The organism is Rummeliibacillus sp. TYF-LIM-RU47 (genome assembly GCF_008638315.1).
Lineage (GTDB): Bacteria > Bacillota > Bacilli > Bacillales_A > Planococcaceae > Rummeliibacillus > Rummeliibacillus stabekisii.
In genome coordinates, this window is the sequence record NZ_VVIR01000002.1 from 47,599 (window position 1) to 60,056 (window position 12,458).

The window sequence follows — 12,458 nt, forward strand, 5'->3', positions numbered from 1 at the left end:
AAATTAAATAATTTTCTTTTTTTATATAGTTTCCTCTGATATAGTTATAATAGTTACTCTTTGCTAGTAGCTAAAATGTACACCATAGAGGGGGATATTTATGAAGAAAAAGTTTTTATCGCTAGTGCTATTATCAGCATTAATGCTAGTGCTTGCGGCATGTAACTTTGGCGGTTCTAAAGACAAAGATGAATCATCTGGCTCAGGCTCTAAAGGCGGAGACAAAACATTGAATCTATCAATCACTTCAGAGCCACCAAGTTTAAATCCACAACTTGCTAATGACAGTACTTCTGGTGCGGTTATTCGTGCAGCATTTGAAGGTCTTACTCGTGTAGACAAAGACGGTAATGTTCAAAATGCAGCAGCAGAAGATGTAAAAGTAAGTGACGATAAATTAACGTATACATTCAAGTTGCGTGATACAAAATGGTCAAATGGCGATTCTGTAGTAGCTGGCGATTTCGCTTACGCTTGGAAATGGGCATTAGATCCAAAGAACGCTTCTGAATACGCTTCAATTTTGTACCCAATTAAAGGTGCAGAAGCATACAACAGCGGAAAAGGTTCTGCTGATGATTTAGGTATTAAAGTTGTAGATGACAAAACATTAGAAGTAACACTTGAAAATCCAACACCTTACTTCTTAGAATTGACAGCATTCTATACATACATGCCTGTTAATGAGAAAGTAGTAAAAGATAACAAAAAATGGTACGCTGAAGCTGGCGATACTTATGTAACAAACGGTCCTTTCACATTAAGCGAATGGAAACACAACGACTCAATCACTCTTAAAAAGTATGCTGACTACTGGGATAAAGACAATGTAGCTTTATCTACTGTTAACATCAAAATGGTTGAATCTGAAACAACTGCTAACCGTATGTTCAAAAGTGGCGATATCGATTACTTAGGTTCTCCTTATCAAACTGTTCCACTTGATGCAATGGATGCCTACAAAAAAGATAAATCTTTAAAATCAGTTCCATATGCAGCAATCTATGAATACAAATTCAATACAAAAGGTAAATTCACTAAAAACGCTAATATCCGTAAAGCATTATCTTATGCAATCGACCGTCAAGGTTTAGCTGATAATGTATTAAAAGGCGGTCAAAAACCTGCGTTGAGCAATGTGCCAATCGCAATCGAAGGCTTTGAAGAAGAAAACAACAAATTCAAAGACAACGATATCGAAGCTGCGAAAAAAGCACTTGCAGATGGTATGAAAGAATTAGGCGTTAAGAAAGCAAGCGATATCAAAATCGGTATTTCTATCAACACAAGTGAAGCACATGCTGCTATCGCACAATACATTCAAGAAGGCTGGCACAAAAACCTAGGTATCGAAATTAAAATCGATAACTCTGAATGGCAAGTATATCTTGATAAAGTAACTGCTTTAGACTTCGACGTTGCTCGTATGGGCTGGATCGCTGACTATAACGATGCATACACATTCTTAGAGCGTTATGATACAGCTAAAAATGGTAACAACGATACAGGCTGGGAAGATCCGAAGTATAAATCTTTACTAGTTTCTGCTACAAAAGAAACGGATGAAAACAAACGTCTTGATTTGTTAAAACAAGCTAACACATTGCTAGCTGAACAAATGCCAATCGCACCAATCTACTTCTACGTTAACAACTACGTAGCAAAAGATTATGTGAAAAACATGGCACCTAACAAAATCGGCGAAATTGATTTAAAAGCTGTAGATATTCAAAAATAATTTTGTTTAAGACTGCTTCCATCGAAACAAATCGATGGAATGCAGTCTTTTTTAAATGAGTCTATAAGGATAGCTATTAGAAATTGTATATTAAAAATTAATTTTATTATGACAGCAAAATAAAGAGGTTTTTACATAAAAAAATCGAATTTATTCATTAAGCAAAGAATGGGGGGAGAATATGAGATTTCAAAGTATAACGTTTGAAAAGAATGGGAGATTAGCGATTATAAGCTTGAATCGTCCCAATGCGATGAATGCTATGGATGATACGATGCTCCAGGAATTGGCCGAGTGCTTTGAATTGCTTAAAAATGATGGAAGTATTCAAGTGCTGATGCTAAAAGGGAGTGGCAAAGTATTCTCTGCTGGCGGCGATATTAAAACGATGCTCGGAACAGGAGACGATTCAATTGATATGCTACAAGCTATGGATACAATCTCTCGCATGATTAGAGCTTATTATACCCTTCCGATGATTACAATCGCGGCTGTCCATGGGGCTGCAGCTGGGCTTGGATTTAGTCTTGCCTTAGCAAGTGATATTATTATCGCTGAAGAGAATAGCAAACTTGCCATGAATTTTATCGGCATAGGTTTGATTCCAGATGGAGGCGGCCATTTCTTTATGAAAGAAAGAGTCGGTGTACCAAAAGCGAAACAGCTGATATGGGAAGGCAAGACGTTGGATGGTCCTTCAGCAAAAAGTCTGGGGCTGATTGATCAAGTAGCAGAAAAAGGGACAGCTGTTGAACAAGCTGTACAATTGGCACAAAACTTACTACATTCACCTCTAGCAGCCATGATTGAAACAAAAAGAATTTTAAATGGCCATAAACAAAAAGAATTAGATGAAATATTAGCGTTAGAAGCAAAAGGCCAACAGCTAATGAGACAAACTAGTGACCATTTAGAAGGCATACAAGCATTTATAGAGAAGCGTGACCCACATTTTGAAGGAAAGTAAAAAGAGACATTTCGACTTGAAATGTCTCTCTTTTCATTTATTCTTTCTAAAACTTCCACTATACATGAAATAGAATTAGCTTGCCTTGAGGATCTACTAGGCGATGAGTTTTTTCGCTATAGCCTAATTCTTCAATTTTTTCAGCCCCTTGTGATTTTGCTGTTGCCTGATCTGGAAAATCCCAAGCTTCATCTTTTAAAATTTCTCCCGATTTCTCGAATGCTGTAAAACGGTATGTTTGCATTCTAATCACCCCTTATATGAATATGTATTCATTATACAAAAAAATTGAAATAGCTGTACAATATATCGATACAAAATGTTAGAATAGTATGATAAAGTAAGAACAAATATTCGTATAAGGAATGAGGGATACAATGTCATCTATACGATTTTTCCACTGTGCTGATTTGCATCTGGATAGCCCTTTTAAAGGAATGTCTGATTTACCTTCCCATGCTTTCAAACGGCTTAGAAATAGCACATTCGATGCTTTTCAACAATTGATAAATGATGCCATACAAGAAAGACCAGATTTTATTTTAATAGTCGGCGACTTGTATGATGGAGAGGAAAGAAGCCTTAGAGCCCAACAAATTTTTCAAAAAGGGATGGAGCAGCTCGCGTTGTATAATATCCCTGTCATTATTAGTTACGGAAACCATGATCATCTAAGCGGCAAGTGGACGCGTTTCTCGTTGCCGTCCAATGTCCAAGCTATGCCAGCAGAAACCGAGACCATCACTCTTCATATAAGAGGAATGAACGTCAATATTACGGGATTCAGTTATCGTGAAAGACATATTCCACAAGCGATGGTACAGAGTTATCCAGCCGCAAAAGATCGAGAAGCAATACATATCGGCATGCTGCATGGCAGTATTCGTGGGGATGCTACGCATGATGTCTATGCGCCTTTTACAATAGAAGATTTATTATCAAAACAATATGATTACTGGGCGCTTGGCCATATCCATAAACGCCAGATTTTGCATGAGAATCCGATGATCGTATACCCTGGTAACATTCAAAGTAGGCACCGTAAGGAACTAGGGGTAAAGGGTTTTTATGATATCGAACTATCTAAGGGACAGGCCACCTACAATTTCAGGCCTGCTTCCGCCGTAGTCTTTGAAGAAATAGAAGTGGACTGTAAAGAGATTCTGCATGCAAATGATTTGCTGAAAGTCTGTGCTGAAGCAATCGACGGATTTCGTAAAGAATACGGTGCTGGCCTCGTATGGCTCCATTTAAAAAATATCAATGAACGAGCCCGCACGTTGTTTGAAGATGCACAGCTTGCAGAATGGGTTGACATTATGAGAGAAGAACAAGAGAATGAAATGCCATTTGTTTGGATACAAGCTATTGCTGTCGACCTGTCTAGCATTTCTCACTATAAACCTACGTTTGCATCAGAATCAGTTTTGCAGGCGATCAATGAATGGTCTGATGATGAGATGAGAGAAATACTTAAAGAACTTTACCAGCATCCAAAGGCTGGGCGCTATTTAGATGAACTGACCTCTGAAGATTTAAAGAATCTTAGGTTTGATGCTGAGCATCTGTTTAAATTAGGCTTTCAATAAATAGAAGGATAGGGGGCATCATATGCGTATTCGTCGACTGGCTATTTATGGTTTTGGCCAACATGAAGAAATCAATATAAAGCTTCAGGAAGGGATCAACGTGTTTTATGGGATGAATGAAGCCGGGAAAACAACAATCCAGCAATTTATCCTTCAAATACTGTTTGGCTTTCCACAAAAGAATCAACAGCTCCCACGTTATGAGCCTAAAAAAGGAGGCAAATATGGTGGGCTGATTGTGCTGGAAGATGAGGAATTTGGTGTTTGTACAATAGAACGAATCCGAGGAAAGGCTGGAGGCGAAGTAACTGTCCACCTTGCAAATGGTGAATCGGGTGGTGATGAACTATTATCAAAAATTCTGCATAACTATAATCGACAGAGCTTTGAAGCTATATTTGCTTTTTCGGTGCATCCCCTCCAGCATATAGAAAAGCTTTCTGAGGAGGAACTGAGCCGTGTGCTTTTAGCATCAGGGACTACTGGTATTGACCAGCTATCAGCCCTTGAGCAAAAACACGATAAAATACAAAAAGAACTATTCAAAAAATCCGGGAAGCTTCCAATCATCAACAAACAAATAAATGAGATAGCCGCACAAGAAGCAGCCTTGAAAGAATATAAAAGAGCATTAGAGGAATATGAACCTGCCATCAAAAGAATTGATATCCTTGAAAATAAATTAGCTCAATTAGAAAATGATGAAGAAAGACATCGACAAAAGATACAGGAGTTAACCAAATACAAACAGATTTATCCATTGTTAAAAAGAAGAAAAAAAGCTCAAGAAGAGCTTTCATCTATTCGCTATACTACTTTTCCAGTCAAAGGACTTAGTCGATTAGAACAATTGGAAGAAAGGCATTTAGCCAATGAAGCGTCAATAGGAAGTATAAGGAAAGAGCTTAATCGTTTAGAAGATGTGCTACAAAAAGAATGGGATGAAGATCATTTCTTAAAAGTGCAGGAACTGTTGAATAGAGATAGTGAATGGCGGGAATGGCAAGCACAAATTCGCCAATTGAATAGAGAGATAGAAAAACAAAGACAAAGTATGGATGAGCAATTTCAATTAGTAGGTGTCATTCAGAAAGATGAACAGCGCTCATTGTTGGAAGCGGAGGTTTCCATACAGCAGGAAAATCAATTCTATCATCACTTAAAAGAGTTAAAACACCATGAAGACCAATTGGACATGCAGCAAAACATTCTCGATCAAATTCAAAAAGAAATACACTCACTAAGCTACAAGCTTGATGAAGCCTATCAAAATGCACCGACAGAACAAGAGCACACACGCTTAAAACGTTGGCAAGAAGAACGCTCTTCTCAATCACAGCAAGAAAATAGGCAATCGATTAAAGGAGGCAAACAGCAACCGGCAAAACTATTGGCCTTTGGACTAGCAGTAGTTTCCCTTGCTGTAGTTTTTATGTTCAACAGAACTGAGCTTGGCTTTATTGGATTGGCGGCTGCTATCTTTATCTATATAGCGTTTGATCGAAAAAAGACAACACAGAGACAGAATGGACCATATGCCGCAAATGACGCTGAGATGAGAGAAATTGAGGGGCATATTCTTCAATACGATCAGCGAGTGCTCTTCATTGAACAGCAATTAGAAGACAAAGAGAAGGATCAAAAAGCTGCTTTGCAAGAGTTTAATGATCTAACAATTAAAATGAATGAGAGTAAAAGAAAGCTCACTGAATTTCTACACGCTTATCGAATAGGCGGTCAATTCCAGTATGAGTTGTACAATGAACTTTTCCGTCTGATTCGTCAACTACAGCAAGCAAATAAGCAGCTTGAAATGAATCTTGAGCAATTACAAACACTTGAACGTCTTAGCGCTGACAGGCTCCAGGAAGGCTATGAAATCTGTGGCATCGCTTGTACAGCTGAAAACTTTGCGGCTGTATTGAACAGCACGCACCAACAATTAATGCAGCAAAAAAATACCTATGAAAATGCGATCGCTACAAAGCAACAACTTCTTTCTAAGTGGGATGAATTATCACTTCTCCAGCAATCTTATATGGATGAAATGAAAAAGTTATATGCTGAAGCCGGGGTCGACAGTAAAGAAGAATTCTATAAAGCTGGGGAACAATCTGTTTTGAATGCTAATCTAACCACTGAATTATCACAGATTAATGATCAATTGTCTTCCTACGACACAGATCTACTGAATCTAGACTTGCTAGATGAAGAAGCAACGGCTCGTTTAAATGACGAGATGAAGCATGAAAAAAATGTGCGTGAAGAGAAAAATGCCCTGTTAAAAGAAAGAGCAGAGCTGATTGCTAAAACGCAACATCTATTAGAAGACGATCAATACAGAAATCAGATACAGTTATTTGAGCAGCAAAAAGCAAAGTTAAACCAACAGGCAAAAGATTGGATTGTATCAAAATTGATCTCTCATGCGATTGCCCAAACAGTCACGAGTTTAAAAGATAAAAAGCTGCCTGCAGTATTAGAGGAAGCCTCTCGATTTTTCGGTCTTTTAACGAACGGACGCTATGATTCACTTTATATCAATTCCGACGGTTATTTTGAAACAGGAGCTGCAGATGGCATGCACTATTCAATGTCTGAACTATCACAAGCAACGAAGGAACAAGCATATATTGCACTTCGCTTTGCATTAGCAAAATCCTTGAAAAATTCTGCGTCGTTTCCGCTTGTTATGGATGACCCGTTTGTCCATTTTGATACTTTGCGGATTCAGAACATGGTACAATTAATTGAGCGCATGATGAATGGCCATCAAATACTTTATTTTACTTGCCATGAAAGAATGCTAGATAAGTGGAGTAATGCAAAAATTATCCATGTAGAAGAATTAAAAAATGAAAGGGGATTGACTTCGGTATGAATGGGGTTGCAACATTACAAGCAGGAGCACCAGTCGATCAATATTTGCTCATTAAACAAGCGACAAAAGGCGTAACCACAGTGGGTAAGCCTTTTATGACACTCATTTTGCAGGACAAAAGCGGGAGTATCGAGGCCAAGCTTTGGGATACAGGAGAAGAGCAAGAGAAGTTGTATCAAGCTGGCGGCATTGTTCGCATCGGTGGCGAAATTCATGATTACCGTGGAAAACTTCAATTGAGGATAAAGGCGATACGTCCGGTAAAAGCGGATGAGAACATATCTGTTACAGATTTAGTCCAGTCTGCAGAAATACCAAAAGAAGAGCTATTCAATCAATTAATGGAATTCTTCTTTGAGATTCAAAATCCAACGATATCTCGTATTACAAGATATTTAATCATGGAAAATCAACAATCATTGATGACATATCCAGCAGCTACGAAAAATCATCACGATTATGCATCTGGATTGCTCGATCATGTTGTTTCTATGCTGAAGCTTGGAAAAGCAATAGCAGACTTATATCCAGTGCTAAACCGGGATCTTTTGTATGCGGGCATTATCTTGCATGATATTGGTAAGGTAATAGAGCTTTCTGGACCTATTTCAACAAGCTATACGGTAGAAGGTAATATGCTTGGCCATATTTCAATAATGGTAACTGAAATAGCGATTGCAGCCAAAGAATTAAATGTGGATGGGGAAGAGGTTATGCTATTGCAGCATATGGTTCTATCACATCATGGCAAAGAAGAGTGGGGCAGTCCGAAGAAGCCTATGCTTCAGGAAGCTGAAATCCTCCATTACATCGATAATATTGATGCCAAGATGAATACATTAAAACGTGCACTTGGTAAAACGAAGCCTGGAGAATTCACAGAACGACTTTTCCCATTGGATAATCGTTCATTCTATAAACCAACAATAGAATAAAAAAAGCCCTGGATCATGGATCCAGGGTTTTTTATGCATTATTTTGTAGCTGCTGAGCTTTTAAATTGAGCTAATGCGTCTTTTAAGTCTTTGTCTTTAATTTTCACGTCTGCATCTTTTACAAGTTTAGATACTTTTGACAACAGTTGTGATTGGTCAGCTTTTTGAAGTTGAAGTTTTTTCTTAATTTCAGCTTTGTTATCTTCAAAAGAGCCTTTCACTTTTGCATCGCGCTCATCTTCTAATTTAATGATGTGATAGCCATATGATGTTTTAACAGGTTCACTGATTTCACCCTTTTTAAGAGCATAGGCAGCTTTAGTAAATTCAGGGACCATTTTGTCTGGACCGAACCAACCAAGTTCGCCGCCAGCTTCTGCTGAGCCAGTATCTGTAGAGTTTTTCTTAGCAAGCTTAGCAAAGTCTTCACCTTTATCTAATTTTGCTTTGATGTCTTTAGCTGTTTTTTCATCAGCTACAAGGATGTGGCTTGCTTTCAACTCTTTTGACATCTCATCATAATAAGATTTCATATCTGCTTCTGAGACTTTTACGCCATCAGCCATAGCAGCTTCTTGTAACAGATTCAATTTAATGCTGCGTTTGAATGATTTGTCATTTAGATTTTGAGCTGCCAACGTTTGTTCGTAGTTTTCGCCCATTTCTTTCTTTTGTTTTTCGTATTCTTTATTAACTTCTTTATCCGACACTTTATATTTATCGTTCAATACTTTTTCAATGACAATCAATTGCAATGCTGATTCACCAACGGAATCCTTCATTTCACTGTAAAGCTGATCTTTTGTCACATCGCCGACTTTTGAAGTTGCGACTTTTTCATCTCCGGCATTTCCGCATGCTGATAACGCGAGTACAGATGCTGCAAGTGTTAATGATAGTACAGTTTTTTTCATCTTTCTAATCTCTCCCAACTTGAGTTCCTACTACTTATGCACATGTAACTATACCATAGAACGATGAGAAAAGGAAAAGGTTGCAGGGGAAATCGCCTAAAGAAGTTTTAAAGTACTGAATAAGATATAAAAGAAATGAGCAAAGGAGGTGCTAAGAATGAGTGGTGGAGGACACGGCGGCTACGGCGGTAACTACGGTTCTGGTTTCGCTTTATTGGTAGTTCTTTTCATTTTATTGATCATTGTAGGTGCAGCTTACATCTACTAATTGAAGAAGGAAAAGCCGCTTACATTGACTTGTAAGCGGCTTTCTTCTTATACACTATAGGCACGAAAAGACTCATGACCATGCATAGTCTATTTTAAACTGTAAACATCATTTCTAAGTAAAATGATACAAGTAAGATTGTGATCAGTACATTAATAGTGCGATAAATTTTAGGTTGTTTCTCCTCGGGGATTTCTTTCTGTGCGCAAAGTGTAAAAGTCATGCGGTTAATTTGGAACAGATAGAATACCGAGAATAGGACGACAATAGCGATGATCAAGTCTTTTCCTCCCCTCTATTAATACCCCTTAAGCATAACAAAAGAGAGATAAATATGACAAGCCAGTTCTCTTTTTATGCTCCACAAAAAAGTAGAAAAAAGAAACAAGCAAAAATCATGGAAGATGAGTAAAGTTTCTGCTTAGGACAGTTTCACTCTCATTGTCATAGGAAATCAAAATTTCAAAGCCTTTATCTGTCTCTTCTATAAATGCTTTTTTAGGTGAATGGATTAAATGTTTTACATACAGCAAATCGATTACGCACAAACCACAGTGATAGGCCAATAAAATGGCGAAATAATGACGGTAAGTCGAATAAATCAAGCCACCCATAATGAGTATGCTATTGAGCACGACAAAAGGAATCGTCAAAGCAATCATATAGCGTAGTTTAATAATGGGTTCGGTAATACGAATGGAGAGCAAAGGAATAACACCAAATTGCTTTTCAAGCTTAAAGCGCAACCGATTGTGGCAACGAGCCAATGGTAAAAAGTGCAGTAACTTATGTGCCGGGTAAACCATTAAAAAACCAGCCAAAAATAATGGGAATAATCGATCTGTCACTGGACTGTCCCGATAGGCAGTCATCGTAATATAAAAGAAAGAAAAGGCCAGTAACATAAATATAGCTGAGAAAAGAAATAGTCGATGATGGCCGTATTGTTTTTTGACATTAATGTGTTTCCAGCAGTGCACCTCTTAGCATCTCCTTTTCTATACGAATAAAAAGCTTAGATACATACAGTAAAGCTTTTTATATAGAAAATCAAGATGAATTTTTTACGTCTCAACATCGTCTACAATGCACAGGAATTTGGCATTAGAAAAAGTACATAAATCTACAAAATTCCACCATGTATTTCGAAAAAAATAAATCCAATATCATCCCAGTAAAAGGCATGATATTGGATATAAAGTCAATCTTCCATCTTCTTTAATGAAACTTCAAAAATCTCCATAAAATCATCGCCGTAGATATTACGAATTAGGGCGATTAATTCGAAAAATTGTGGAAATTCGCCATACAACTCTCTTAGAGGGATAGAACCATCGATCACAGTATGTCTCGAATGATTAAAGTTTCCATACAGTTCTAAAAGTAATTCGTGGCCTTTCTCGGTTAGTTCAACATATGTATTTCGTTTGTCATTATCGCGTTTTGAAAATGACAGCAAGCCGCGCTCTTCTAAATTTTTCGAAAAATTAAAAGCCGTCGAAACATGCATAACGCCGAACTTAGCAATATCCGAGATAGAAGCGCCTTTTAGATTGTTTGCAATAAGCAATACATGATGCTCGTTAATATTTAACCGGTAGGGCTTAATCCATGCTTGCCAATCCTTTTCCACGGCTTTCCAAAGAGCCTTGGATAATTGGGCAATACGTTGTGAATAAAGCATGGCTTCTTTAGCCGCGATCATTTCTTCAGACATAGCGATCACCACTTTCGTCATTTCTTCATATTATAGCATTTTCATAAGTAGTATAGAATGAAATTCGAAAATATTAAAGAAGGAAATTTTTTTGTAATACTATATTGCCCAAGTAAATTATTTCTTTTTACGATTTTTAAATTCTTCCACTTGTTGTTGAATTTCTTCAACAGAGCTTTGCAATGATTTAATATCGCTTTGCAATTTGTTTTGAACGGGTGTTGTTTCCTGTTTCCATTCATTAACGGAAGATTTCACATCATCCACGAAGTGTGGAATAGTTGATTTTGATTCTTCTTTAATTGTTTTAATAGAGTCTGTCATATTTTGAACCTGTGTTTTTAGGTCTTGTAGTTGTGCATTCATTGAATCTTTTGTATCTGAAAGAGATTTGCGAAAGTCCTTGCCAGATTGAGGTGTTGTGAATAGCATAGCTGCTGCCCCTCCTAATAGGCCAGTAGTCATGCCAAGTAAGAAATTAGAGATTTTCATAGTATTCAGTCTCCTTTCATTATTATATTCATTTCCTTTATATACTATATTAAAACATGTTTTTAGAAAAATAAATTGTTATTTTTTTGGACTGGTAGGTAGAGAAAAGAGAATCAGGTCTTCACAGTTAAACTTTCATATCTACACTATGAAATAAAAGCGCCTATGATAAATTTTTGACCGATTAAAAATACGCCCCAAACAGCTATTCCTAATGATAATGCCAATGCAAGATGTAAAGAATGCTTTAAGGAGATATATATGACAAACAGCATAATCGCAGTTGCCGGAAAACCTGCCAGAACACCGAGTGTAAATTTATTGATTGTATGCGTAGCTTCTCCTTGAATCGTTAGCCAAATAATACTTAAAATACTGATCAATGGTAGTGCAGCTACAATACCTCCATATAAAGGGAATCGTCTTGCCAATTCTGTAACAACGCCAATAATGACTGCTGAACTTAAAATTTTTAGAAGTAAGTACATTTATTTGGATACCTCACTTAATAGTTGAAACGCTTCAACTATCTTATTTCTCTCAACGCTTGTTAATTTATTAAGCGCGTCCTGCAATTTTTCTTCGTCTAGTTCCGTGTTTTTTTTCAAAATAGCTTTACCTTTATCAGTTAAATGGAGATAGACTTTTCGTTGATCCTCAATGGATCTTTCTTTATGGATCCATCCATTATCTACTAACTTTTTCACATGTTCCGAAGCGGTATTATGTGAAATTGTCAGATGATCTGCAATATCACGGATTGTGACAAATTGTTTTTTCTCTACAATTTGCAAAATACGAACACTTCGGTGGGAAATAGCTTCCTCTTGGTTAGGGTGTAAATAGAAATAAATATTAGTAAAATATTTATTTATGTCTTGAATCATATAAAATGCACTCCCTTTATATCGTGTATACAGATTATATCGTATTTATAGATATAATTGTAGTGTTTTA

Annotated in this window: 14 protein-coding genes; 6 read left to right on the forward strand and 8 right to left on the reverse strand. The window is 37.1% G+C overall.

The features are described from left to right. The first annotated feature begins 100 nt into the window (after window positions 1-100). Together F0527_RS11585 and F0527_RS11590 are read left to right on the forward strand one after the other, a co-directional pair. Complete coding sequence (locus tag F0527_RS11585) at window positions 101-1,738, forward strand: peptide ABC transporter substrate-binding protein (RefSeq protein ID WP_150285004.1); 1,638 nt, start codon at window positions 101-103, stop codon at window positions 1,736-1,738. 181 nt (window positions 1,739-1,919) lie between these two features. Continuing rightward, on the forward strand, window positions 1,920-2,705 hold the full coding sequence (locus F0527_RS11590; protein ID WP_066789601.1) for an enoyl-CoA hydratase: 786 nt from the start codon (window positions 1,920-1,922) through the stop codon (window positions 2,703-2,705). Window positions 2,706-2,763: 58 nt separating this feature from the next. On the opposite strand, the gene F0527_RS11595 is transcribed toward F0527_RS11590, so the two are convergent. Beyond that, entirely contained in the window at window positions 2,764-2,949 is a 186-nt protein-coding gene (locus F0527_RS11595; RefSeq protein ID WP_066789599.1) for a YhzD family protein, read from the reverse strand. Between the two features lie 133 nt (window positions 2,950-3,082). Between F0527_RS11595 and F0527_RS11600 the strand changes: the two genes are divergently transcribed. Genes F0527_RS11600 through yhaM form a run of 3 tightly spaced genes read left to right on the forward strand, consistent with a single transcriptional unit; the run spans window position 3,083 to window position 8,110 of the window. Beyond that, window positions 3,083-4,294 (forward strand): metallophosphoesterase family protein, encoded by a 1,212-nt coding sequence (locus F0527_RS11600; RefSeq protein WP_150285005.1) that lies wholly within the window; start codon window positions 3,083-3,085, stop codon window positions 4,292-4,294. 22 nt (window positions 4,295-4,316) lie between these two features. Next, entirely contained in the window at window positions 4,317-7,175 is a 2,859-nt protein-coding gene (locus F0527_RS11605; RefSeq protein ID WP_150285006.1) for an ATP-binding protein, read from the forward strand. Further along, the gene (yhaM, locus tag F0527_RS11610) at window positions 7,172-8,110 is read left to right on the forward strand and encodes a 3'-5' exoribonuclease YhaM (protein ID WP_147196222.1); all 939 of its coding nucleotides are present in this window, start codon (window positions 7,172-7,174) and stop codon (window positions 8,108-8,110) included. The genes F0527_RS11605 and yhaM overlap by 4 nt, the downstream gene beginning before the upstream one ends. Before the next feature lie 38 nt (window positions 8,111-8,148). Here the strand turns inward: yhaM and F0527_RS11615 are convergent, their stop codons facing one another. Further along, entirely contained in the window at window positions 8,149-9,024 is an 876-nt protein-coding gene (locus F0527_RS11615; RefSeq protein ID WP_066789591.1) for a peptidylprolyl isomerase, read from the reverse strand. A gap of 157 nt (window positions 9,025-9,181) precedes the next feature. Here F0527_RS11615 and F0527_RS11620 point away from each other — a divergent pair, with 157 nt between their 5' ends. After that, window positions 9,182-9,292 carry a YjcZ family sporulation protein gene (locus F0527_RS11620; protein ID WP_147196225.1) on the forward strand — a complete coding sequence of 37 codons (111 nt, stop codon included), beginning with the start codon at window positions 9,182-9,184 and terminating at the stop codon, window positions 9,290-9,292. 94 nt (window positions 9,293-9,386) lie between these two features. On the opposite strand, the gene F0527_RS11625 is transcribed toward F0527_RS11620, so the two are convergent. The 6 genes from F0527_RS11625 to F0527_RS11650 form a co-directional block, all read right to left on the reverse strand. Beyond that, window positions 9,387-9,572, reverse strand: a complete 186-nt coding sequence (locus F0527_RS11625) for a hypothetical protein (protein ID WP_066789589.1) — start codon at window positions 9,570-9,572, stop codon at window positions 9,387-9,389. Between the two features lie 115 nt (window positions 9,573-9,687). Continuing rightward, window positions 9,688-10,272 carry a DUF3267 domain-containing protein gene (locus tag F0527_RS11630; protein WP_066789587.1) on the reverse strand — a complete coding sequence of 195 codons (585 nt, stop codon included), beginning with the start codon at window positions 10,270-10,272 and terminating at the stop codon, window positions 9,688-9,690. Window positions 10,273-10,493: 221 nt separating this feature from the next. Then, a complete protein-coding gene (locus F0527_RS11635) occupies window positions 10,494-11,009 on the reverse strand; it encodes an HTH-type transcriptional regulator Hpr (RefSeq protein ID WP_066789585.1) in 516 nt (171 codons plus the stop codon). Window positions 11,010-11,126: 117 nt separating this feature from the next. Further along, on the reverse strand, window positions 11,127-11,501 hold the full coding sequence (locus F0527_RS11640; RefSeq protein WP_066789583.1) for a YtxH domain-containing protein: 375 nt from the start codon (window positions 11,499-11,501) through the stop codon (window positions 11,127-11,129). 146 nt (window positions 11,502-11,647) lie between these two features. Continuing rightward, window positions 11,648-11,989 (reverse strand): DUF3147 family protein, encoded by a 342-nt coding sequence (locus tag F0527_RS11645; protein ID WP_150285007.1) that lies wholly within the window; start codon window positions 11,987-11,989, stop codon window positions 11,648-11,650. Continuing rightward, a complete protein-coding gene (locus F0527_RS11650) occupies window positions 11,990-12,388 on the reverse strand; it encodes a MarR family winged helix-turn-helix transcriptional regulator (protein WP_150285008.1) in 399 nt (132 codons plus the stop codon). Between the last annotated feature and the right edge of the window lie 70 nt (window positions 12,389-12,458).